General features: G+C 68.7%; 18 protein-coding genes. 14 read left to right on the forward strand and 4 right to left on the reverse strand.

Translation table 11 applies throughout. From position 1 onward, the window contains the following. The first annotated feature begins 57 nt into the window (after nt 1-57). Genes BLV57_RS31420 through BLV57_RS31430 form a run of 3 tightly spaced genes read left to right on the forward strand, consistent with a single transcriptional unit; the run spans nt 58 to nt 5,204 of the window. Nucleotides 58-2,109: a beta-glucosidase gene (locus BLV57_RS31420; RefSeq protein WP_091294944.1), complete on the forward strand. Its 2,052-nt coding sequence runs from the start codon at nt 58-60 to the stop codon at nt 2,107-2,109. Next, on the forward strand, nt 2,099-4,363 hold the full coding sequence (locus BLV57_RS31425; protein WP_091294946.1) for a glycosyl hydrolase family 95 catalytic domain-containing protein: 2,265 nt from the start codon (nt 2,099-2,101) through the stop codon (nt 4,361-4,363). The genes BLV57_RS31420 and BLV57_RS31425 overlap by 11 nt, the downstream gene beginning before the upstream one ends. A gap of 19 nt (nt 4,364-4,382) precedes the next feature. Beyond that, entirely contained in the window at nt 4,383-5,204 is an 822-nt protein-coding gene (locus tag BLV57_RS31430) for an alpha/beta fold hydrolase (protein WP_091294948.1), read from the forward strand. A 74-nt stretch (nt 5,205-5,278) separates the two neighbouring features. Here BLV57_RS31430 and BLV57_RS31435 read toward each other — a convergent pair whose 3' ends face one another. The 4 genes from BLV57_RS31435 to BLV57_RS31450 form a co-directional block, all read right to left on the reverse strand. Further along, the gene (locus BLV57_RS31435; protein WP_091294951.1) at nt 5,279-6,031 is read right to left on the reverse strand and encodes a maleylpyruvate isomerase family mycothiol-dependent enzyme; all 753 of its coding nucleotides are present in this window, start codon (nt 6,029-6,031) and stop codon (nt 5,279-5,281) included. Nucleotides 6,032-6,217: 186 nt separating this feature from the next. After that, the gene (locus BLV57_RS31440) at nt 6,218-7,618 is read right to left on the reverse strand and encodes a M20/M25/M40 family metallo-hydrolase (RefSeq protein WP_091294954.1); all 1,401 of its coding nucleotides are present in this window, start codon (nt 7,616-7,618) and stop codon (nt 6,218-6,220) included. A gap of 117 nt (nt 7,619-7,735) precedes the next feature. Further along, nucleotides 7,736-11,020, reverse strand: coding sequence for a S8 family serine peptidase (locus BLV57_RS31445; protein ID WP_091294955.1), 3,285 nt, complete (start codon nt 11,018-11,020; stop codon nt 7,736-7,738). A 153-nt stretch (nt 11,021-11,173) separates the two neighbouring features. Then, entirely contained in the window at nt 11,174-13,942 is a 2,769-nt protein-coding gene (locus tag BLV57_RS31450) for an AfsR/SARP family transcriptional regulator (protein ID WP_091294958.1), read from the reverse strand. Between the two features lie 47 nt (nt 13,943-13,989). Between BLV57_RS31450 and BLV57_RS43450 the strand changes: the two genes are divergently transcribed. The 11 genes from BLV57_RS43450 to BLV57_RS31505 all read left to right on the forward strand — a co-directional run bounded on the left by BLV57_RS43450 (nt 13,990) and on the right by BLV57_RS31505 (nt 24,039). Continuing rightward, the gene (locus BLV57_RS43450; RefSeq protein WP_176968890.1) at nt 13,990-14,772 is read left to right on the forward strand and encodes a VldE C-terminal domain-containing protein; all 783 of its coding nucleotides are present in this window, start codon (nt 13,990-13,992) and stop codon (nt 14,770-14,772) included. 4 nt (nt 14,773-14,776) lie between these two features. Next, the gene (locus BLV57_RS31460) at nt 14,777-15,541 is read left to right on the forward strand and encodes a CHAP domain-containing protein (RefSeq protein ID WP_091294959.1); all 765 of its coding nucleotides are present in this window, start codon (nt 14,777-14,779) and stop codon (nt 15,539-15,541) included. Between the two features lie 157 nt (nt 15,542-15,698). Beyond that, nucleotides 15,699-16,457 (forward strand): S1 family peptidase, encoded by a 759-nt coding sequence (locus BLV57_RS31465; protein WP_245757592.1) that lies wholly within the window; start codon nt 15,699-15,701, stop codon nt 16,455-16,457. Between the two features lie 139 nt (nt 16,458-16,596). Further along, the gene (locus tag BLV57_RS31470; protein ID WP_091294965.1) at nt 16,597-17,037 is read left to right on the forward strand and encodes a hypothetical protein; all 441 of its coding nucleotides are present in this window, start codon (nt 16,597-16,599) and stop codon (nt 17,035-17,037) included. Beyond that, a complete protein-coding gene (locus tag BLV57_RS31475) occupies nt 17,034-17,543 on the forward strand; it encodes an ImmA/IrrE family metallo-endopeptidase (RefSeq protein ID WP_091294967.1) in 510 nt (169 codons plus the stop codon). Before BLV57_RS31470 ends, BLV57_RS31475 begins: the two co-directional genes overlap by 4 nt. Continuing rightward, the gene (locus BLV57_RS31480) at nt 17,540-18,715 is read left to right on the forward strand and encodes an MAB_1171c family putative transporter (protein ID WP_091294970.1); all 1,176 of its coding nucleotides are present in this window, start codon (nt 17,540-17,542) and stop codon (nt 18,713-18,715) included. Before BLV57_RS31475 ends, BLV57_RS31480 begins: the two co-directional genes overlap by 4 nt. A 541-nt stretch (nt 18,716-19,256) precedes the next feature. Beyond that, on the forward strand, nt 19,257-20,828 hold the full coding sequence (locus tag BLV57_RS31485) for an aromatic amino acid ammonia-lyase (RefSeq protein WP_091294971.1): 1,572 nt from the start codon (nt 19,257-19,259) through the stop codon (nt 20,826-20,828). Further along, nucleotides 20,821-21,075: a hypothetical protein gene (locus BLV57_RS31490; RefSeq protein ID WP_091294974.1), complete on the forward strand. Its 255-nt coding sequence runs from the start codon at nt 20,821-20,823 to the stop codon at nt 21,073-21,075. The genes BLV57_RS31485 and BLV57_RS31490 overlap by 8 nt, the downstream gene beginning before the upstream one ends. After that, nucleotides 21,072-22,097, forward strand: a complete 1,026-nt coding sequence (locus BLV57_RS31495; RefSeq protein WP_091294975.1) for an AMP-binding protein — start codon at nt 21,072-21,074, stop codon at nt 22,095-22,097. The genes BLV57_RS31490 and BLV57_RS31495 overlap by 4 nt, the downstream gene beginning before the upstream one ends. Beyond that, entirely contained in the window at nt 22,094-23,662 is a 1,569-nt protein-coding gene (locus tag BLV57_RS31500) for a beta-ketoacyl synthase N-terminal-like domain-containing protein (protein WP_091294978.1), read from the forward strand. Before BLV57_RS31495 ends, BLV57_RS31500 begins: the two co-directional genes overlap by 4 nt. Then, nucleotides 23,659-24,039: a nuclear transport factor 2 family protein gene (locus tag BLV57_RS31505; RefSeq protein WP_091294980.1), complete on the forward strand. Its 381-nt coding sequence runs from the start codon at nt 23,659-23,661 to the stop codon at nt 24,037-24,039. The genes BLV57_RS31500 and BLV57_RS31505 overlap by 4 nt, the downstream gene beginning before the upstream one ends. The last annotated feature ends 57 nt before the right edge of the window (nt 24,040-24,096 follow it).

Consider the following 24,096-nt stretch of genomic DNA (forward strand, 5'->3'; position numbering starts at 1 on the left):
TGACATGCGGTAATTCACGGACTAAACCTCGGATGTCTGAACCCTGAGGAGTCCTTGATGAGGAAAGCGTTCCCCATCGGTGCGGCCCTGCTGCTCACAACCACACTGATGACGTCCGCCAACGCCACTCCGACGCCCCACCAGCGCGCGACCGAACTGGTAGCCCAGCTGACGCTAGACGAAAAGATCAACCAGCTCGCGGGTATCAAGACCGACACCGAGTACCGCACGGTGCCCGCCGTCGAACGGCTCGGCATCCCGAAACTGCTGCTCACCAACGGTCCGGCCGGGGTCAGCACCGGCGGGATCGTCCAGCCGGAGGCGACCGCGCTGCCCGCGCCGCTCGCGCTCGCCGCGTCCTGGGACGTCGGGCACGCCAGGAAATACGGCGACATCGAAGGCGCCGAAACGCTTTCGGTCGGCCGGAACGTGCTCGAAGGACCCACGGTCAACATCGCGCGCGTCCCGGTCAACGGGCGCAATTTCGAGGCGTACGGCGAAGATCCTTATCTCGCGAGCCAGTTCGCCGTGAACAACATCAAGGGCATCCAGGCGCGCCAGGTGATCGCCAACGTCAAGCATTTCTTCGGCAACAACCAGGAAGCCAGCCGCTTCAACATCAACAACGACATCGACGAGCGCACCATGCGGGAGATCTACCTGCCCGCGTTCGAGGCGTCGGTCAAGGACGCGGCCGTCGGCTCGGTGATGTGCGCGTACCCGAAGATCAACGGGACGTTCAACTGCGAGAACCCGCTGGTGCTGAACCAGATCCTCAAGCGGGAATGGGGATTCGACGGGTTCGTGTTCTCCGACTTCGGCGCGGTGCACAGCACGGCGCCCTCGGTCAACGGCGGGCTCGACCTCGAAACGCCGACCGACAAATACTTCAACCCCAAGGCGATCAAGGCCGCGCTCGCCGACGGCACGATCAAGATCGCCACGCTCGACGAAAAACTGATCCGCCGCTACACCAAGATGATCGAGTTCGGCCTGTTCGACCGCACGCCGACGATCACGCCGATCCCCGCCGCCGAACACGGCAAGGTCGCGCGCCAGCTGGCCGCCGACGGCATGGTCCTGCTCAAGAACGAAAAAGCCCTGCTTCCACTCGACAAGAACAAGACCATCGCGCTCATCGGCAAGGACGAGGCCAAGACTGGCGGTGGCGGCAGTTCGCGCGTCAAGCCGCTCTACACCGTCAAGCCCAGCGACGGCCTCAAAGCCAAGGGCGCCAAGGTGACCACGGACGACGGCACATCGGCCGACCGCGCCGCGGCGGCCGCCAAGACGGCCGACGTCGCGATCGTCATGGTCGAGGACACCGAGAGCGAGGGCAAGGACCGGCCGAGCCTCGCGCTCACCGGCAACCAGGACGCGCTCGTCGCCGCGGTCGCCAAGGCCAACCCGCACACGGTCGTGGTCGCCAAGACCGGCGGCCCGATCCTGATGCCGTGGCTCAGGCAGGTCCCCGCGCTCCTGCAGGCCTGGTACCCGGGCGAGGAAGACGGGAACGCGGTCGCCGACGTGCTGTTCGGCGACGTCAACCCGTCCGCCAAGCTGCCGGTCACCTTCCCCGCCTTCGAGGCCGACCAGCCCGCGAACACGCCCGCGCAGTACCCCGGCACGAACGGGACCGCGCACTACTCCGAGGGTGTCTTCGTCGGCTACCGGCACTACGACGCCAAGAAGATCGCTCCGCTCTTCCCGTTCGGCTACGGGCTGTCCTACACGAAGTTCGACTACGCGAACCTCAAGCTCACCAAGGATCCGTACGGCGTCGTGACCGTTGACGCCGACGTGACCAACACCGGAACCCGCGCCGGATCCGAAGTCGCTCAGCTCTACGTCGGCTCACCGTCCACAGTGCACGCTCCGGAAGCGCCCAGGGAATTGGAGGGCTTCCAGAAGGTTCGGCTCTCCCCCGGCCAGACCCAGCACATCCGCTTCACCTTGCACCAGCGCGCTTTCGCTTACTGGGACACCGAAACACACTGGTGGCGGCTCGCCGGCGGCGCGTATCAGATCTCCGTCGGCGGCGGCTCGCGTGACCTCCGCCTGCACACCACCACCTTCCTCGCCCCTGGGAGCGTGCCCCATGACCGGTAGCCCGTTCACCCGGCGTGTCCTGCTCGGCGGCGCCGCCGCACTGGCGGGCACCGCCTTCCTGCAGCCATCGGCCTCCGCGAACGCGCTGGTGATCACCGACAAGGTCGACTGGGCGCGCTACCTCGGCGCGCTGGACCCGGTGTGGAAGTCCGTGCCGACCACGTTCTACCAGGGCCCGTTCCTCGGCAACGGCGGTCTCGGCGCGGCGCTCTACCAGGCGAGCGGCAAGCGGCTGGCGTTCAAGCTGGGCGACAGCCGGGTGCGCGACCACCAAGGGACCGGCGGCACCAACTTCGGCAACGCGCGTCTGCCCATCGGCACGCTCACGCTCAAGACCACCGGCGACGTGACCGACGTCGACCTGCGGCTCTCCCTGTGGAACGCCGAGGTCACCGGCACCGTCACGACCACGAAGGGCGTGCTGAAGATCCGCGCCTACGTGCACGCGAAACGGGACGTGCTCGTGGTTTCGGCGAGCGTGCAGTCCGGATCCGAGGCGGTGACCTGGACGTTCGCCGCGGCCGTCGCGAAAAGCCCCCGGCTGGACTTCAAACCGGCGCCCTCCGGCCTCAAGACCAACCCGCCCGCGACGGTCAGCGGCACGACCTGCACGCAGGACCTGGCCGCAGGCGGGCAGACCGTCACGCAGTGGCGGCTGCGCACCGAGCCGGACGGCAAGACCAAGACGTTGCTGGCCACAGTGGCGCACACCTTCCCCGGCAAGACCGCGGGCGCGGTGACGAACCAGACGCTCGACGCCGCGGGCGCGCTGAGCGAGTCGCAGCTCGCGGCCGAGCACCAGAGCTGGTGGAACGCCTTCTATCCCAAGAGTTTCGTGTCCATTCCGGACGCGAGGTTGGAAGGCTTTTACTGGATCCAGCTGTACAAGCTCGCCAGTGCGACCCGGCGCGACCGGCCGGTGCTGGGCACGTGCGGGCCGTGGCTGGAGCCGACGCCGTGGCCGGGCACCTGGTGGAACCTGAACGTCCAGCTCGAATATTGGCTGCTCAACGCGACCAGTCATCCCGAACTCGACTCGCTTTCGGAGTCACTGGACCGCTCGCGTACCGCGCTCGTCGACAACGTGGCCTCGCAGTACCGGTCGGATTCGATGGCGATCGCGCGGACCACGCAGGAGGACCTAAGGTCCGGCACGGCGCCACAGCCGGGCGCTGACGGCGATCCGGAGGTCGGCAACCTGACGTGGGCGTTGCACAACGCGTGGCTGTCGTACCGGCACAGCATGGATGACTCGGTGTTGCGCGAGCTGGTCTTCCCGTTGCTGCGCAAGGCGATCAACTACTACCTGCATTTCCTCGCGAAGGACTCGGGCGGCGTCTATCACCTGCCCAAGACGTTCTCACCGGAATACGCGTCCACAAAGGACTGTAATTACGACCTGGCGCTCATCCATTGGGGTTGCGGCACTTTGCTGGCCGCGAACAAGCGGCTCGGGCTGAACGACCCGCTCGCCGCCAAGTGGCAGGACGTCCTCGATCATCTGGTGAAACCGCCCCAGGACGCGACGAACGGGTTCTGGATCGGCGCGGACAAACAGCTGACGTCCTCGCATCGCCACTATTCGCACCTGCTGTGGTTCTACCCGCTGTACCGGCTCGACGTGACCACGAGCAGCGCCAACCGCGCCGCGCTGACGAAATCGCTCGACCGCTGGCTCGGGTTCACCGGCGCCCAGCAGGGTTACACCTTCACCGGATCCGGCTCGATGTACGCGGCGCTCGGCGACGGCGACAAAGCACGCACGCAGCTGACCGCTTTGCTGGACAAATACATTCAGCCGAACACCATGTACAAGGAATCCGGTCCGGTGATCGAAACACCGTTGTCCGGAGCGCAGACCCTGCACGACATGCTCGTGCAAAGCTGGGGCGGCACGATCCGGGTATTCCCCGCGGTGCCGTCGGCGTGGACCGACACCTGTGTGCACAACTTCCGCACCGAGGGCGCGTTCTTGGTCAGCGCGGTGCGCAAGGCGGGCAAGACGCAGTTCATCCGGATCAAGAGCCTGGCCGGCGAGCCGTGCCGAATCGCGCCGGGCGGACTCGCCGGGCCGTACGAAATCCGTTCGCTGCCCGACGGTGGAACAATTCCTTTCACCCAGAACTCCGACGGAACACTCCAGCTCACACTGGCCCGCGACGCCGACGTGGTGATCACCATGCGGGGTTCCAGCCCGGAGTTGAGCATCGCTCCGACGACGAACCCGGCCAAGCCCTATTGGGGACTGCCGTAAAGATGAAACAATCTCATGCATGTCGCGCGCCGAGGCCAACGGAATCCAGATCGAATACGAAACGCTGGGTGATCCTCGCGATCCGGCGATCATTCTGACCGTCGGCCTCGGCGCGCAACTGCTCGAATGCTCCGACGTTTTCTGTTTTCCGCTGGTCGAAGCCGGTTACTTCGTGGTGCGTTACGACAATCGGGACGCAGGCTTGTCCACGAAATGCGAAGGGCGGCGCTACACCCTACTTGACATGGCACGCGACACAATCGGCCTAATGGACGCATTGGATATTGACAAAGCACATCTTGTCGGTGCGTCCATGGGTGCGATGATCTCGCAAGAACTGACCATTCATTACCCCGAACGGGTGCGCACGCTCTGCTCGATGATCTCGACCACCGGGGATCCGCAGGTCGGGCGCTCGACCAAGACCGCGCTGCGCGCGTTCAAGCAGCCACGGCCCAAGAATCGCGACGAAGTGATCGAGCAGGGTCTGCAAATCTGGAAAGTCGTCGGATCACCTGGCTTCTGCGGCGAAGAGGACCACGTGCGCGCGCTGGTCGCCGCGAGCTATGACCGGTCGTACTGTCCGGAGGGCCGCAACCGGCAGCTGATGGCGATGGCGGCCGCGACCGACCGCACCGAGGGCCTGCGTGGCGTCCGGGTGCCGACGATGGTGATCCACGGCGAGGCCGACCCGCTGATCGACCCGAGCGGCGGCCGGGCGACCGCGGCCGCGATCCCCGGCGCCGAGTGGCTGCCGATGCCGGACATGGGCCATGACCTGCCGAGGCAGACCTGGCCGGTGATCATCGACGCGATCCTGCGCAACGCCGCCAAGGGATAAAGCGGGCTTTATCCCGGGTGCTTTTCCCGGGATAAAGCCCGCTTTATCCCGGTCGTGCTCACCCCGGTCGTGCCCTAGAAGTCCGAGTTGGCCGTCCACAGCTCGTACAGCTCGCGCGAGCCCACGTAGGGCAGGTCGGTCGTGCGGCGGACCAGGAACAGCAGCAACTCGACCGCGGTCCCCTTGACCGTCGCGTCCGGGAGGCCGCCGGGGATCAGCCCGAACGAGTCCTCGCGCAGCTGGACGTGCCACTCCTCACCGGTGTCGGTGCTGTGGAACGCGATGACCTCGCCCTTGCCCCGCAGATTGGCCGTCTTCGGCGCGAAGATCCACGAATGCGGCATGTTGACCAGATACTCGTCGACGCCGTCCGCGGCGAGCGTGGTGTCCACTACGGACTCCTTGCCGACGGTGAGCTCGGCGTCCCAGCGGTGGACCAGGGTTTCGAACAGCATGCGGCGGGCCCAGAACTGGGCGCGGCCGTCGGCTCCCCAGGTCCACATCGGACGGTTGGGGTCGAGTTCGTCCAGCACCGCGCGGGCCTTCGCCGCGCCGGTGAGCAGCCAGGCCGGGTGCTGGCCGGGCTCGAGCGGGAGGCCGGTTTCGACTTCGCGGCTGGCCGGGCGTTCCTGGGTGTCCTCGGCGAGCAGCTTGGTGAACCAGCGTTGCACCATACCGACGTGCTCGGCCAGGTGCGCCAGCGTCCAGTCCGGGCAGGACGGCACCGTCGCCTCGAGATCGGCGCCGTCGACCGCCTCGGCGAACAGTGCGGTCTCGGTCTCGATGGCGTCGACGTACGAGGCGAAGGGCAGCGGGTGAACCGTCATGCCCTCAATCTAGTGTCCTGTGACCCCACTTGCCATACGCCGCTGCGGCCCACGCGGCCCCTGGCGGCACCGGGGAAAACCCCGAGTACAACCCGGTACGAGGGATTTTCCCCGGCACCGCCAGGAACCACGTGGATCCACAGCGCCGCATGGCAGCGGGATCACAGGACACTAGCGGTCAGTGGCTCATTTCGGCGTCGGGAACGCGACCGGCCCGCGCTTGCCGTCCCGGCCGACGGCACGGACGCCGAAGAACACGTTGTCCTTGGACAGATCTATCTTCGCCGATGACACCGCTCCGACCTCGATCGCGTGCGTCCAGTCCGGCGCGGTCGTCTCCCGCCAGACGACCTCGTACCCGGCCGCGGCGGGATCGGCGTCCCACAGAAGGTCGGTGTCGTTCGTCAAGTCGGCCGTGCGGACACCGGCGCCCTTCGGGGTGCCCGGCGCGGTCGCGAGTGACCACAGTGCCGCGGCGTTGACGCGGGCGACGCGCGCGATGAACGGGAAGTCGCAGAACTCCGGCAGGTCGCCGAACTGTTTCCCGTTCTCCACCCGCATGTTCTGGTGCTGGTGCGCGAAGTCCTCGTTCGGCTCGGTGAACCGCGCGGCCGGGTAACCGAGTTCGAGGAACGGGATGTGGTCGCCGCCGCGCAGATACCGGTCGCGCCGGTAGATGACGCGCACGTCCATCCCGGTCGCGTCGTTCACCGCCACGGAGCGCACGAACCGGGCCAGCTGCCGGGAAACCGAGTCGTTTTCTCCCCCGATCGAGCGGCGAAGGTTGGCCTGCTCAGGCGTTTCGGAGGTCGGCACGCCCTCCGCGAACAACCGGATCGTCCGCGGATCGCGGGTGCCGTCGTCGGCCCGGCTGGCCCCGACGATGTCGTTGGTGAACATCGCCTGAATGTCGACGCCCGCCGCCTTGAACTGCTGGGCCATGTGGCGCGAGCCGAACAGCCCTTGCTCCTCGCCCGCGACCGCCGCGAACACGATCGTCGCGGCCGGGTCGCGCTGGGCGAGCACTCGCGCCAGTTCCATCGAGACGGCGACACCGGACGCGTCGTCGTCGGCGCCCGGCGCGTCGCTGGTCGCGTCCAGCACGTCGCTGCAGCGCGAGTCATAGTGCCCGGAGACGACGTAGACCCGTTGGGGCGCCACGGATCCCTTGAGCGTGGCGATGACGTTGGTGATCGTCGTCGCCACCGGGATCCGCGGCGGCGCGGGTGGCTGCACGTACGACTGCAGCTCGACGGTCATCCGCCCGCCGGACGTCGCCGCGACCTTCTTCAGCTCCGCGAAGATCCAGTCGCGAGCCGCGCCGATGCCCCGGTTCGGGTCGGTCTGCGAGGACAGCGTGTGCCGGGTGCCGAACGCGACGAGCCTGCGCACGGTCGCCTCGATGCGGCGCTCGTCGATTTCACGCAGGATCGCGCGCAGCTCGGCGTCCGGACGTTGCGGACCGATCGGTTTACCGGGCCCGCGGTCGCCGAGTTCGTCGGCTCCCGCGGGAATCCCGGTGAGCGCGACCGCCGACACGGCAGCCGACGCGGACAGGAAGGCTCGTCTGGACCTCTGCAGCGCCATGGTCCAGTCCTACGCCCGCCCGGATGCCGCGTCTACCGCCGGACGTCGGGTCCACGCCCGGGATTTAGCGGGCTTTATCCCGCTCCGGGATAAAGCCCGCTAAATCCCGTCCGCTCATCACGGGGCGCCCAGCCGGTAGGCACGGATCACCGTCGACTCGAACGCGCTGCCCGCCGTGTCCGAAGCGCTGACCCGCAGCGACACGAAGCCGTGTGCGTTCGCGGGGTTCGCCACGAACGCGCAGAGACCCATGACCGGCGCGGACGCCCAGGTCTTGCCGTCGTCGAAGGAGACCTCGGCCTTCACCGACTTCAGCGGCCGTGCGGGCGCGCCTTGCTGCCGTTCCACCCGCAACGGGAGCACGGTCATCGGCGTGGCGGGCACGCGGTTGTACGGATCGAGCGACGGCTTGGCCTTGACCGCGATCAGCGGCAGCCGCCCGGGATCCTCCCCGGCCACATGCGCCGACCGGAATGTCCACGAGGACTCCACATGTGTGGACAACTCCGACCAGGGCACGGCCCGGTCGGCGAACCCGGCGAACCGGTAGGTCGCCTCCTCGGGCGGCACCTCGGCCGAAGCGGCGGTGTACTGAGTGTTGGAACCGATCAGTTTCCCGTCGCGGTAGACCGACCAGCCGCCCTTGACGTGCTGCGGATCCAGCCAGGTGTGCTGATACGGCCCGCTGTCGGCGAACAACGGCGCGCGCACGCTCAGCTGGTCACCCCACCGGCCACCCCAGATCGGGTCGCCGGGGATGCCCTTGCCGTCCGCGGCGCCGGGCAGCCCGGGGCCTTCGACCCCGAAGTTCCACGGCTCCTCGAACGAGCCCGGCCGATACTTGGTCACCGTCGCCCAGACCGCGCCGAACGGCGACGGCGGGTTCCCGCCGTCGCCGGGTTCGCGGTAGAGCTGGTTGATCCAGAAGACGTCACCGGCCGTGTAGAACTCGACGCGCTCCCCCGGCAGGTGCACGCGGGTGGTGGCGACCGCGGTGAACGTCTGGATCGGCAGGTAGCCGTTCAGCGCGCGCACGACCAGGTCGGCCTTCCCGGTCTTGTTTCCGAATGTGGCGTGCACGCGTGCCATGTCCTCTTCCCGCACGGTGAAGTCGATCCGCGCGGGCACCTCGCCGGGCCAGCCGTAGTTCAGGTTGTACATCGGCGCGTGCGTGACCAGGTCTTTGTCCAGCGGATCGGTGACCTGCGCGGTGTACGCGGTGACGAACGTGCTCGCGGTGCCGCCGGTCGCCGGGACGGCGTACAGCCCGACCGACTCAGGTTCGACGTACGCGGTGTTGTTCACCGTGCCGCCGCTGCCGCCGACGATCGCGCCGAAGTCGCGGAAGAGGTTCACCGCGCTCTTGCGGGGAACCTTGACCGTGACCTTCTTACCTGGCCTCGCGTCCAGAGTCAGCGTCTGCTTGTTGCTGACGGTCAGCCCCGGCGCGCCGACCAGGGTGATGTCGCCGACGCTTCCGTCCGGCCCCGCAGTGGTGACCAGCGAAGAGACGCTGTACTTGCCTTTCGGCACGCGAACGGTCACCTGACCGCCGGCCGTGGACAGATAGCCGCCCTCGTCGGGGCCGAGTGCGTCGCCCATGAGTGCCAGGCTGGACTGGATGTCGTCGCTCTGCGGCTTGCCTTGCCGGTCGATCAGCTTGATGGTCAGGTCGTAGCTCTCGCGCTCGCCGCTGATGCCGACGGCCGTCTGCAGCACGGCCCCGCCACCCGTGGCGGTCAACCTGCCGCCGAACGAGCCCGTGGCCGCGCCGAGTGCCTGGGGCCGACTGCTGACCTGCGCCTTGGCGGTGCCGTGCGCGGGAACCACGAGCTTGTTCTGCGCGGCGGACAGCACCCCGGCGGGCGCGTCCGAGGTCAGCGCGAGCGTCAGCTCGACGGGCTGGTCGCCGTCGTTGGTGTACGTGACGTCCTTGACCTGCGGCTTGCCCTGGTCATGCGGCCAGGTCACCAGCCCGAAGCCGACGCTCGCACTGGCCGTGACCTTCTGCTGGGCCGCGCGGGCGACGTCGACGCGGCCGGCGCCCTGCGCGTAGACGGATCCGGCGTTGACCTTCGCCGTGGAGGTCAACGCGTTCTTGAGCTGCTCGCCTGTCCATTGTGGATGCTCCTGCGCGAGGATGGCCGCCGCACCGGCGACGTGCGGGGTAGCCATCGAGGTGCCGGACAGCCTGGCGTAGAAATCGCCGACCGGGTCGTGGTCGCCTGCTTCGGTGCCCTTGGCGCGCGCGGCCACGATCGCCTCGCCGGGTCCGGTGAGATCCGGCTTGACCGCGAAGTCACCGATCCTGGGACCACGGCTGGAGAAGCTGCTCTGAATGTCCTGTTTGGACACACTGCCGACGGTCAGCGCGGCATCGGCGGCTCCGGGTGAGCCGATCGACTTGTCCCGGCCCTCGTTGCCTGCCGCGACGACGAACAACGCGCCCTTCTCGCGGCTGATCGTGTTGACCGCCTCGGACAACGGGTCCGTGCCGTCGCTGGGCGTGTCCGAGCCGAGACTCATGCTGATCACCTTGGCGCCGGCGTCCGCCGCCCACTGCATGGCCTCGATGATCGTCGAGAAGCTCCCGGAACCCTCGTTGTCGAGCGCCTTCCCGATCAGCAGCCGCGCATCGGGCGCGGCGCCCTGGTAGCGGCCGTTCGAAGCGGCACCGGATCCCGCGACGGTCGACGCGACGTGCGTGCCGTGACCGTTGCCGTCCTGCACACCCTCGCCGGTGAAGTCTTTTTCGTCCGCCACCACGTTCTTGAGGTCGGGATGCTCGTGGTCGTAGCCGGTGTCGAGCACCGCGACCTTGACCCCCTTGCCGGTGTAACCGGCCTGCCACGCCTGCGGCGCGCCGATCTGCGGGACGCTCTGGTCGAGGTCGACCTTGACCTTGCGGTCGAGCCGGACGCGCTGACCGCTCGCGGTCCAGACCCCGCCCTTGGGCAGGGTCGCCGCGACCGCGTGGATGCTGGGCAAGGACCGCACGGTGGACGCGCCGGTGAGACCGGCGCCGTCGACGATGACCGGCAGGTCCTTGCGCGACGCGTCGTCGTAGCCCTGCTTGATCAGGCCGGTGACATCGAACAGCGCCCGGTCCAGCGTGCCGGACTTGACCTGCTTCGCGACGTCGCCGGGCAGCACGACGAGCTGATCTTCCTTGGCCTGCTTGAAGAACACCTGGTTCTCGCGGCCGGGTCCCGGTTCGACGCGGACACTGTGCCGTCCACCGGGAACGTCGGTGACGATGACCTTGTCGCCGGTCAGCAGGGTGACGGCGTGGCTTTGGCCGTCGGCTTGGATCGGCGGTGGCGGCGCGGCCGCGGCGGTGCCGCCGGTGAGAATTCCTGCCGCCAGCGTGAGTATGACCGGCAACGCCGTCCGAGCCGTCATGGGCCGCCCTTCACCGCGGGTACCACCAGCGACGGCGGGAAGCTGGTATGGACCATTCCAGCAAAGCGCGCGGCCCGGCCGGGCGTCAACCCGCCGAAAGGAGTCGTGAGTGGTATGGCCGGTTCTAACCGGCCGCAACACTCACGACAACCCCTACGTAAACCTACGAATGACTTCGGGGGTTCCCGGGACCTTTTCCTCGGCCAACGCCACGGCTTCGGCCGTGGTCAGCGCGCCGATGTCGCGCAGGATGGCGATCGACTGGTGCCAGTGCGCGGTCGCCGAAGCCGAACCCAGCGCGTGCTGCGCCTGGCCCAGTCCCCACAGCTGCTCCGCTTCGACGTAGCGATCGCCGACGGCGCGGGCGATGTCAAGGCTCCGTTGGTGGTAGTCGATGGCCTCCGCGTAGTGCCCGCCCCGGGAATGCGCCCAGCCGAGGTTCGCGAACGCGACGCCTTCGCCGTAGTGGTTGCCCAATTCCCGGTCCAGCTCAAGGCTTTCCGTATGGCACTCGATGGCTTCGGCCAGCTTTCCCAGCCGCTGGTACACCAGTCCGAGCGTGTTGAGCACCCGCGCCTCACCGCGCCGATGGCCCGACGATCGGCTGATCTCCAACGCGCGCAGCAGGCATTCGACGGCCTCGTCGAACCGTTCCAGCTGCGCGTAACTGTGCCCGAGTATGTCGAGACAGCTCGCCTCGCCGGTCTCGTCGCCGATCTCACGCCAGATCTCGATCGCTTCGCGGGTAAGGGAAATCGCCTCGTCGAAACGTCCACTGTGGCCGTGGACATAGCCGAGGTCTTCCTTGGTCTGCGCCTCACCGGCCCGGTCGCCGATGCGCTGCGCGGTCGCCATCGCGACGTCGTGGGTGAAGCTCAGCTCCTGCCAATGCCCGCGGATGTCGAACGGCCGGAACAGCGCCGCCGTCAGCTGCACCGCGAGCTTCGCGTCCGGCCCGGCGCCGAGCTGGGACACGGCCGCGACCAGGTTGGCGCGTTCGGTGTCGACCCAGTCGATCGCCTGCTCCTTGGTGTCCACAGTAGACACCAGGCCCGGGCAGCCGGGCAGGCGCCGCGTGCTCGTCGGATGCAACAACAGGCTCGATTGCCGTGCATCGGCCAAGTGGCAACGGAAAGCCCGCGCCAGCGCGGCGTACCGCTCACCGTCGTCGAGTTCTCGTGCGTAGAGCCGGATCAGGTCGTGCATCCGGTACCGGCCCGGCACCGGCGACGCGAGCAATTGCGCGTCGCACAAGCGATCCAGCACGGCTTCGGCGTCCAGCGGCGAGCAGCCGGCCAGCGCCGCCGCGACGCGCACGCTCACGTCCGGCCCGTCGAGCAGTCCCAGCAGCCGGAACAGCCGCGCCGCGTCGGCACGCAGATCCTGGTATCCCACGGTGAAACTCGCCCGTACGGCCAGATCCGCGACCTGCAGCTCGTCCAGCCTGCGATGCTGGTCGGCCAGCCGCTCCGCCAGCATCGACATCGTCCACGTGCGGCGCGCCGCCAGCCGCGCGCCCGCGATCCGCACCGCGAGCGGCAGGTAGCCGCACAACCGCGCGACGGCCGCCGCCTGGTCCGGATCGGCCTCGATCCGGTCCGCGCCCGCCAGCCTGCCGAGCAACGCGACCGCGCCGTCCTGGCTGAGCACGTCGAGATCGAGATGCGTCACCCCGGCGAGTGTCGCGAGCACCACCCGGCTGGTGATCAGCACCGCGCACCCGGCCGGCAGCAGCGGCTTGACCTGCGCGGCCGTCGCCGCGTTGTCGAGCACGATCAGCAGGCGCCGCCCCGCGACGAGCGACCGGAACCGGGTCGCCGCCTCCCCGACGCCGAGCGGCACGCGCGTCGCGTCGCCGCCGAGCGTGTGCAGCCAGCGGTCGAGCACCTCGGCGGGCGCGAGCGGTTCGAGCCCGGCGGTCGCGCCTTGCAGGTCGACGTAGAGCTGCCCGTCGGGAAACCGGCCGGCCAGCCGGTGCGCGACGTGCACGGCCAGCGCGGACTTGCCGACGCCACCCGGCCCGTTGATGGCGACCGGCGCCTTTCCCAGCGCGAGCAGCTCGCACAGCCGGTCGACCTCGGCCTGGCGGTCGGTGAAGTCAGCGACGTCCGGCGGCAGCTCGGCGGGTGCGCGGACAGCCGCCGCGGCTGACGGCGCGTCGAGCGTGGGGTCGTTGCGCAGGATCTTGCCGTGCAGTTCCCGCAGCTCAAGGCTGGGATCGACGCCCAGCTCCTCGGCGAGGCGCAGGCGGATGTCGTGGAAGCACTCGAGCGCGTCGGCCGGTGAGCCGGTCCGATACGCGGCCAGCATCAGCTGAGCGGCGAGCCGCTCGTCGAGCGGGCGCGTGACCAGCAGCGCGCGCACGTCGGCCAGCACCTCGGCGTGCCTGCCCAGACGCAGCTCAGCGGCATTGCGGTCGAGGACAGCGGCGGACCATTCGGCGTCGAGCGCTGGCCGGGTTTCGGCCACCCACGGCCCGGAGATGTCCGCGAGCGGCGTGCCGCGCCACAGCGAAAGGGCTTCGGAAAGCACTTTCGACGCCTCGTCATCGTCGAGACCGCGTGCCGAGGCCACGAGCTTGCGAAAGCGCAGGATGTCGACCGCGCCGGGGTCGACCTCGGCGAGATAGCCGCCGGAGCGTTTGCCGATGCGGATCTCGTCCGTGCCCGCGAGCGCGCGGCGCAGGCGCGCGATGTGCGCGTAGAGCGTGTTGCGGACCGACGCGGGCGGGTCCTGGCCCCACACCTTGTCGATCAGCGCGTCCACTGTGACCAGCGTGTTCGCGTTCGCGAGCAGTACGGCGAGCACGCACCGCTGCCGGGGGTGCCCGAGGTCGGCCGGTGCGCCGTCGATCACGGCCTCGACCGGACCGAGCAGGCGCAGCGCTAGCACGCCGCAAGGTTCCCACAAGATTTCGGTCATTTCGACCCCCGACGGTGAGCACCACACCGACGCGAGAGGGGAAGAAAGTGCGTCTGCAACCACTGAGGACGGCCGCGGTGCTCCTGGCCTCGGCGGCGCTGACCGTCGGGCTGGGACTCACGCCGGCCTCGGCGCACACGGTCAGTGTGCTCAACGGCTACACGGTCAACTACCGCACCGGGCCCGGCACCGGGTACGCGCCGAAAGGCACGGTCACCGGCGGCCAGCGGGTAGCCATCGCGTGCACGGTGCGCGGCCAGAGCGTCACCGGCCCGTACGGCACCACCGATGTGTGGGACTACATCCACCTCGAAGGCTATGTCTCGGACGCGTATGTCTACACCGGACAGCCGGGCGCGGTCGGCCCTGAGTGCGGCGGATCGGTGCTGCACTGGGATCCGTCCGAACTGAACCTGCACGTGGACCAGCCGGGCACCCGGCTGCTCTACAACGAGCTCAAGGCGAACCCGGCCTACAACGTCCGCGGTGGCGACGCGCATTTCGCCGGTATCTACGCGGACAAGCCGGGCGAGCACGGCGAAGGCCGGGCGCTCGACTTCTGGATGGACGCCGACAAGCCGAGCGAATACCAGGTCGGCTGGAACCTCGCGAACTTCATGCGCGCCAACGCCGGGAGCTACGGCGTCCAGACCGTCATCTGGAACGACAAGGTCTGGCTCTCCAGCCAGCCGAATCTCGGCTGGCAGGACTACGACGAGATCGGGAACTGCGGCAACTCCGGCAAGACCTGCAAACACAACGACCACGTGCACATCTCCCAGAACTGGGCTGGCGCCGTGAAGAAGACCTCGCACTGGAACGGGAGATGAACCGATGCGTTTCAAGACCATGCTCACCGCGCTGACCGGCCTGCTGGCCGCAGGCGTGCTGTCCGCGGCGCCCGCGCAGGCCGCGACCAACGCCAAGATCGACGCGCCCGGCGGCTCGGCCGTCAACCTGCGCGGCGGCCCCGGCACGCAGTACGGCGTCACCGGCAGCGCGAACAGCGGCAGCTGGGTCACCATCGTGTGCACCACGAAATCCGAACCGGTGAGCGGGAAGTGGGGCTCGTCGACCATCTGGGACAAGTTGTCCAACGGCTCGTGGGTGGCGGACGCGTTCGTCTACACCGGAGTCTCCGGCGCGGTCGAGCCGGAATGCCCGGCCACCGGCAGGCGCCCGGCCGGCGACGACTACCCGTACAAGAACGGCGACGTCAACCTGGCCGACCGCTGGGCGATGTACATCCGCCAGTGCACCTCGTTCGTCGCGTGGCGGATGGAGCAGGTCAACGGCTACTTCCACAACAACATGTGGCGCAACGGGATCGCCGGTCACTGGGGCAACGCCTACGAGTGGAACGACAACGCGATCAAGCTCGGCTACCCGGTCGACCACACGCCACGGGCCGGCGCCATCGCCCAGTTCGAGCCCGGCGTCAGCGGGGCTTCCTCCGCGGGCCACGTCGCGTACATCTCCGCGGTGAACGGCTCGACCGTGACGATCGAGGAGTACAACTGGAGCGCCTACCGGTACACCACCAGGCAGATCCCGGCGAACTCGATCAGCAACGTGATCCACTTCGCGGCCGGCACCTGATCACGGCGCGGTGACCGAGCCTGCCAGTGCGAATGTTTCGCACTGGCAGGCTTTTCCGTGAGGTGCCTTCTTGACGTAAAGCCCTTGTCTCACAGGCAAGATCGGGGTTAGCTTCTCCCGCTGGAGAATTGTCCTGATCCTGGGGAGGAACGTCCGCATGAGACGCCGCACCGCCGTCATCCTCGGCCTCGTAGCAGTGCTGCTGACCAGTCTGGTCGGAGCCGCGCAGGCCGGTCCGAAACCGGACATCGTCGGCGGTGGTGACGCGAGCACACAGGACTATCCGTGGGTGGTCTCGCTGCGGATCAACGGCCAGCATTTCTGCGGCGGCACGTTCATCAGCAACCAGCAGGTGCTGACCACCGCGCACTGCCTGGCCTGGCTGGACGACCCGACGCGCATCGAGGTCGTCGCGGGCCGCGACCAGCGCACCGGCGACGGCGGCGACGTCTTCGCCGTGTCGTCGTACTGGATCCAGCCGGACTACGACCCCGACTACTACCGCAACGACATCGCGATGCTGATGCTGCCGGAACCCGTGCCGTACCCGTGGATCGAGATCGTCGAGGACGGGGAGACGCAGCCGTACGAGGCGGGCAACGTCGGCACGATCCTCGGCTGGGGCGACACGACCGAGGACGGTGCTCTCGCCGAGACGCTGCAGCAGGCCGAGGTGCCGCTGCTGTCGGACGAGGACTGCGCGGCGGCGTACGCGGAGCCGTACATCACGACCGTCTTCTGCGCGGGATACGCCGAGGGCGGCATCGATGCCTGCCAGGGTGACTCCGGCGGGCCGATCGTCGTGGACGGGCGGCTGGCGGGCGTCATCACGTTCGGGCGCGGGTGCGCGCGTGAGGGAAGCCCCGGCGCGTATACGAAGCTGAGCCTGTTCGCGGCCGAGTTGCATCAGGTTTAGGGGCTCGTGCGCGTTGCGGGCGGTTAGAACCGCCCGCAACGCGCACGAGTCCGTGGCCCGAGAGCCACCCCCCGGTAAACGCTCGGACCGTCCGTCAACTATAGCTGTTGAGGTCCGTGGTGCCTGGTAACGTCGATCCATGCACCCCGCAGAGGGCCCAGGGGACGAGGGCAGGCTGGCAGGCAAGATCAATCATCTGATCGCCGTGCGCCACCCCGACACCCGCAGGCGGCCCGGGTACACGCGGCTGGCCGAGGAGATCAGGGAGTCCACCGGCGCGCGGCTGTCCGGCACCTATCTGTGGGAACTCGCCACCGGGCGCAAGCGGAATCCGACGGTCGACCAGGTCGCCGTGCTCGCGAGCTACTTCGGCGTGCCCGCCGAGTACTTCCTCAACGACGAGGTGGCCGACCGGGTGAACGCCCAGATCAGCCTGGCCTCGGCGTTGCGCAACGCGAAGGTGCGTGACATAGCCTTGCGGGCGGACGGTCTCGCGCCCCAGACTCTGGACACGATTCTGGCCATCGTCACCGAAGCCAGGAAAGTCCAGCAGCTCAGTCCGGTCGAGGATGTGGAATGACCTCACGGCGGTTGAAGAAGCACTGCCGGTCGATCGTGCGCGGGGTCGGGCTGCCCCAGCCGTTCTCGGTCGCGCGGCTGTGCCACAAGCTGAGCGCCCAGCGCGGGCGCCCGCTGTATCTGCTGCCGTTCCCGGTGCTGCCGACCGCGGGCGGCCCGTGCGGGCTGTGGATCGCCACCGCGGAAAGTGATTACATATTTTATGAAGAAAACACCACCAAATTGCACCAAGAACACATCATCGTGCACGAAATCGCGCATATGCTGTGTGAACACGAATCACCGGGACTGACGGAACCGTCGTCGTTCCGCGCGATCCTGCCCGACCTCGACCCGGCGCTGGTCCGGCGGCTGCTCGCGCGCACGAGTTACACGAACCGCCAGGAAGAGGAGGCCGAGATGGTGGCCAGCCTCATCCTCGACCACGCCACCCGCTGCGCGGGCCCGTCGACCCCGGATCTGGCCAGGCTGGAGCAGGTGCTCGGCACCCGCCCGAGCGACGCATGATCACCGGGCTGCTCACCACCCTCGAGGTCGCCACGGTCGTCGGGCTGTGGACGGCAGGCCTGATCCGCGTCCCGTCGGCGATCCGCTCGAGGCGCGCCAGGCTGTGGGCGGCCACCCTGTTCCTCGAAGCGCTTTCGATGACGTTCGCACAACCCGCGATCGGCCGCTGGGTCAACGCGTTCACCGGCGTCCCCAACGTGGAAAGCCTGCTCAAACACGGCCTGACCGCGTTGTTCGACGCGGCCATCCTGCACATCATGCTCGTGGTGGTCGGCCGGGACTCCCGCGTCAACCGCAGGCGGGTGCTGATCAGCGCGCTCGTCACGGTGACGGCGATGACCGTCCTCTTCGGCTTCGCGACCTCCTCGGCCGGCGCGTACTTCCTGCCGAAGACGGTGAGCTTCTCGCCGCTGATCTCGTACTGGCTGGTCTACCTGTCGTACGTCTGCGCGATCAGCACGATCGCGATGTGGGTGTTCTGGCGGTACAACCTGCGTGCCGGCTCGCGGCTGCTGCGGATCAGCCTGAAGCTGATCACGGTCTGCTTCGTGGCGGGCATCGCGTACGCCGTGTTGCGGACGGTCTTGCTGTTCTATCCGGAGACCCCGATCGTCGCGGCGATGCGGCTAATCATGTACATAGGCCTGCTGGCCTTCGTGGCGGGCAGCATCCTGTCGGCTTACCCGGACTACGCGCAGACCGCGCGCAGCTACTGTGCACTGTGGACGCTCTATCCGCTGTGGCGCGCGGTTTACGAGGCGGTGCCGCATATCGCGCTGATCACACCGCGCGGACGGGTGCGGGAGCTGGCGTTCGGCTCACTGAACCTGCGGCTGTACAGACGAGTGATCGAGATCCGCGACGGCTTGATCACGCTGCGGGACTATCTGCCCGCGTCGGTACTGGACCAGGCACGCGCCCGCGCGGGTGGCCGGAACGCGCTGGCGACCGCCTGCAGTGTCGCCGTGGCGTGCCGGCTGAAGCTGCGGGGCGCCGAGCCGTGCGACGACCCGGCGACGGACCTGTTCAACGGCGCCGAACTCCCCGATCGGGCGGCGGAAATCCAGTGGCTGTGCGAGGTTTCGCGCGCTTACGGCTCCGCGGCGGTGCGCGAGTTCGCCGCCGCCGAATCCGGCCAGGCGCAGGGGGTCGTGAGTGGTACGGCCGGTTAGAACCGGTCATACCACTCACGACGCCTGAGCGTTCTCCCCCTTCTGCGCCGGAGCGCAGTCGGCCGCCATGCGGTTTTCCGCCGTTCGACCTGACGGTCGTGCGACAGAAATACGGTCAACCCGAGTAACCCGGCTTCACCGTCCGTTGTGGACACGACGGACCCCGTGCGCTCGGCTTGAGTACACGGAATCCTCCACCTGGATCATTTTTTTGAGACATATCCGCCGCGGCGGACGCCAAATGGAAACACCGCCGGGAAAACCCCGTCAAGCGCGGCGGCCGATTTCCCTACCTCCGTAGTGGTGCTCAATCACATCACGGGCGCGGACCTTGACTCTGCCGCCCGCGCACTTTACCGTGCGCCATAAGTAAGGAACTTTAACAAATAAGGAAACATCGTTACCGCACCAAAATCAGCGCGCACGGCCTCGGCACGACCTGCTCTTTCCATGGGACAGCAACAAATTCGCTGGCCGGGACATGATCGATAAAACCCTTGGGTATGTTTCGCGCGGGACTTCCCGGCGCTACGATCCGTTCATGCGCCTCACTCTGGGCGACGACACGCTGACCGTCTCCGGCGTTGCGTCCGCGGCCAGGAACGAACCCCAGCTCGGCCTCTCGGCCGAAGCCGCCATCCGTATGGACGATTCCGTCGCGCTCCGCGACGAGCTGATCGCCACCAAACGTCCTCTTTACGGGGTGACGACCGGCTTCGGGGACAGCGCCCGGTTCCAGCTCAATCCCCGGCGCACCGCCGAACTCCAGCGCAACCTGATCCGCTATCACCTCAACGGCACCGGCACGCACGCCGCGCCGGACGTGGTGCGCGCGACCATGCTGATCAGGGCGAACTGCCTGGCGCGCGGCTATTCCGGCATCCGCCGCGAGGTGGTCGACCTGCTCGTCGACTGCCTCCGCCACGACATCCTGCCGCTGATCCCCGAACGCGGCTCGGTCGGCGCGAGCGGTGATCTCGTCCCGCTGTGCTATCTCGCCGACATGCTGACCGGCGAAGGCGAGGTGACCTTCAAGCAGGCCAAATGGCAGGCGGCGGACGCGTTGCGCGCCTGCGGCCTGAAACCCGCCACGTACGAGGCGAAAGAAGGCCTCGCGCTGATCAACGGCACCTCGTTCATGTCGGGGTTCGCCGCGCTCGCCGCGCACGACGCCGCCGAGCTCGCGCGGGTGGCCGAACTGTGCACCGCGCTGTCCGCCGAAGCGCTGCTCGGCAATCGGGGGCATTACCACCCGGTCATCCACCGCCAGAAGCCGCATCGGGGACAAGTCCTTTCGGCGCAACGGATTCACGGCATGCTGGCGGGTTCGTACCTCTGCACGGACGACAACCCGGTACTCGAACCGCACGCCGATGTGGACGAGCGCGAGATGCTGACGCTGAACCGGTCCATCCAGGACCGGTACTCGCTGCGCTGCGCGCCGCACGTGATCGGCGTCCTTCGTGACACACTCGGCTGGGTGACCGAGTGGATCGAGGTCGAGATCAACTCCACGAACGACAATCCGCTCTTCGACGCGGAGACCGGCGAGGTCTACAACGGCGGCAACTTCTACGGCGGGCACATCGGCCAGGCGATGGACTCGCTGAAGGTCGCCGTCGCGAGCGTCGGCGACCTGCTGGACCGGCAGCTGGCACTGCTGGTCGACGACAAGTTCAACGCGGGACTGCCGCCCAATCTGACACCGCTGGCCGAGGCTGGCCTGCATCACGGCTTCAAGGGCATGCAGCTGGCCTGCTCGGCGCTGGCCGCCGAAGCGCTGAGCCTGACCGGCCCGTCGACCTCGTTCTCCCGCTCGACCGAGTCGCACAACCAGGACAAGGTCAGCATGGGCACCATCGCCGCCCGCGGCGCGCGCACGGTGGTCGAGCTGGTCACCGAGATCACCGCGATCACGCTGATGGCGGGCTGCCAGGCGGCCGACCTGCGCGGGCGCGAGCTGCTCGGCGACGGCACCCGCGCCGCGCACCGGCTGCTGCGCGAGCACGTGCCGTTCCTGCACCACGACCGCAGGCTCGACGGCGACCTGGCGACGGTCGCCGGGCTGATCGCGTCGGGTGCCTTCACCCCAGCAGAGGAAGCCGATGCCTGAGGTAGACGAGATCGAGTCCGTGGTCCGCGAAGCGGTCGGCAAGGCCTTGCGGACCACGGTCGACGACTGGCCGGTCGACCGCCCGCTCAGCGAGGTGCCGGACGGGCTGTTCGACAGTCTCGCCAAGCTGGAGACGGTCGGGCTGATCGAGCGCGCGCTCGCCACCGGGCCGCTCGCGATGGACGACGCGGCCGCCGAGTTCGGCACGATCGCGAGCATCACCAGCTGGGTCGCGGGCCGGACATGAGGCGGCACGCCGAACTCGACCCCCGGGTCGTGCTCGACGGCGGCGCGCCGGGCGAGACACCCTGGTCCGTGCGCTGGGACCGGCTGAGCGCGGCCGACCGCGAGCACCTCATCGCGCGCAGCGCGCCCTGTCTCGACATCAAGACCTCCGGCTCGACCGGCGCGGCGACGGTGTGGCGGCGCACCCGCGAGCAGCTCGTCTCCGAGGCGGAGCTGCTGGCCGGGCTGTGGTCCGGCCGCCGGATCGACGCGGTGCTCGCGTTCGCGCCGCCCGCGCATCTCTACGGCGTGCTCACGACCGTGCTCGTGCCCGCGCTGCTGGGTGTGCCGGTGTGGTACCAGCCGAGCTTCGACGTCGACATGCCCGCCATCAGCCCGCGCGGCCTCGGCGTCGGCGCGATCCCGTGGACCTTCCGGATCTTGGCGAGGCATCCCGAGTTCCTGTCCACTGTGGACGAACTGTCGATTCTGCACAGCACCGCGACGCTGCCGCCGGAGGCGCACGACCTGCCCGCGCCCGGCGACGTGCGGATCACCGAGATCTTCGGCTCGACGGAAACCGGCGGCATCGCGCATCGCACCGGGGAGACCCAGCCGTGGACGCTGTTCGACGACGTCAAGCTGCTCGGCGACGACAGCGGCGAGATCCCGCTCGTGGTGGCGGGCCCCCGGCTCGCCGGTGAGCTGACCGAATGGCGCACCGACGACTTCGTCGAGGTCGTCGACGCGCGGCGGTTCCGGTTCCTGGGCAGGCGCGGGCGGCTGTGCAAGATCAACGGCCTGCGGGTCAACCTCGACACCGTGCAGGCTGAGCTGGCCGAGCGCGTGCGCTGCGCGGACCTGGCGTGCTTCCCCGTGCGTGACGCGCTGCGCGGCGAGAGCTTCCTCGTGCGGGTGGTGGGGTCCGGCACGGAGCTGCCGCAGGCCGTGCGCGCCGCGGCCAAGGAGCTCGGGCTGAACCCGCAGGCCGTGGAGCTGGTCGACCGGATCGACCGCAGCGAGACAGGGAAACTACGCGCATGACGCATGGGATCGCGATCACCGGCATAGCGCTCGCGACCGGGTTCGGGCTGAGCGCCGAGGACACCTGGCACCGGGTCGCGCTCGGCGAGACGGCCGTGCACGCGGCCGGCCGGTTCGGCGGCGCGTACGTCGCGGAACTGACCGAGCAGGACACGCTCTGGGCGCTCGCGCAGCGGCTGCCCGTCGACGACCTGCCGCCGGGCACCGGCATCACGCTGGGCACGAACGGCGCGCCGGAGACCGCGTGGCGCACCGGGTTCCCTTACGCCGCCTTGGATCCGATCGTCGCGAAGCTCGGGCTCGACGGGCCGCGCGCGATCTTCGGCACCGGCTGCGTGGCGAGCGCCAACGCGCTCTGCCACGCCGTCGACCTGCTGCGCGCCGGACGCGTGCCCGCGATGCTGGTCGGCGGGATCGACCTGCTGAACGTCACCACGATGGCGACCTTCAGCAGCTGGAAGGCGCTCGACACCGAACCGTCGGGGCCGTATTCGCGCAGCGGCGGCGTCAACCTCGGCGAGGGCGCGGCGTTCCTGCTGCTGGAGGCCGACCCCGGTGACAAGGAGGTCATCGCCTACGTCAACGGCTACGGCATGACCGCCGACGCCTTCCACATCACCGCGCCGCCGCCCAGCGGCGAAGGCCTCTTCCGCGCGATGCGCCTGGCGCTGCGCGACGCGGGCGTCACCCCGGCCGAGGTCGACTACGTCAACGGCCACGGCACCGGGACGCCCGCCAACGACCGCGCGGAGCTGACCGCGCTGCGGTCGCTCTTCGGTTCCGGCGGCCCGCCGCTCAGCAGCTCGAAACCGCAGCTCGGGCACACGCTCGGCGCCGCGGGCGTGGTCGAGGCGGCGATCACCGCGTTCGCCATCCGCGACTCGAAGCTGCCGCCGACGATCAACCTCGATCCCGAGCGGATGCCCGGCTGGGACGTCGTCCCCGGCACCGCGCGTCCCGCGAAGGTCGACGTGGCCGTGACCAACTCGATCGCGTTCGGCGGCGCGAACTGCGTGCTCGTGCTGGGCAGGGAGCCCGCCGCCGATCCCGGGCTCGGCATCCGCGAAGTGTCCACTGTGGGCAGTGCGACGGTGCCGGACGCCGAAGCGGCGCAAGGGAACTTCCCGCGCGCGTACGCGTCACGCGTCGACGAACTCGGGGCGCTGTCGCTGGCCGCGGCCCATCTCGCCTGGGCCGACGCGGGCTTCACCGCCGAGAACCGGCCCGATCCCGACCGCTCCGGGCTGGTGCTCGCCACCGCCGACGGCCCGCTGAGCACCATCGAGGAACTCCACGCCGCGCGGGAACGCGACGAGCTGCACCTGATCAGCCCCGTGACCGCGCCGAACATCGTCGCGAGCGTGACCGCGGGCTACGTTTCGCTGACGCTCGGCCTCAAGGGCCCGCTTTCGGCCGTGACGTCCGGGCAGGCCTCGGAAGAGGTCGCACTCGACCACGCGACGAACCTGCTGACGACCGGCCGGGCCGACGTCATGCTCGTGGTCACCGCCGACGAGCGCGGCCCCGGCGCCCGCGCCCGTGTGCTCAAAGGAGAACCGCTGTGAACTTCGAGAGCTACCTGAGCTACGTCGCGGCCTTCAACAGCCAGGACTGGAAGCGGGTGCACACCGAGTTCTACACGCCAGACGTGGTCATCGACTTCCCGGTGGCGCGCTTCGACAACGCGGCCGACTCGCTGACCTGGTTCGAGAAGGCGCACGAGTCGATCTTCGAGACACTGATCGTGCGGACCTTCCGCACCGACGGCCACACCCTCGTGGTCGACCTCGACGTCCACTTCATCCTGCTCGCCGACACCCCGATGTCACCGAAAGGCCCCGAGGGCCGGGCAGGCGACAACTTCGAGGTGCCGATGCTCGCGGTCTACGACATCGCTCCCGACGGCCGGATCGCGCGGCTGACCGTCACGTTCGAGGCCTGAGAGCGGCGGTCAGCGCACGGTAGGGCGGCGGTAGGGTCCGCGCCCGAGAGTTCTCCC

Origin of the sequence: Amycolatopsis xylanica (genome assembly GCF_900107045.1) — a bacterium.
Classification (GTDB): Bacteria; Actinomycetota; Actinomycetes; order Mycobacteriales; family Pseudonocardiaceae; genus Amycolatopsis; species Amycolatopsis xylanica.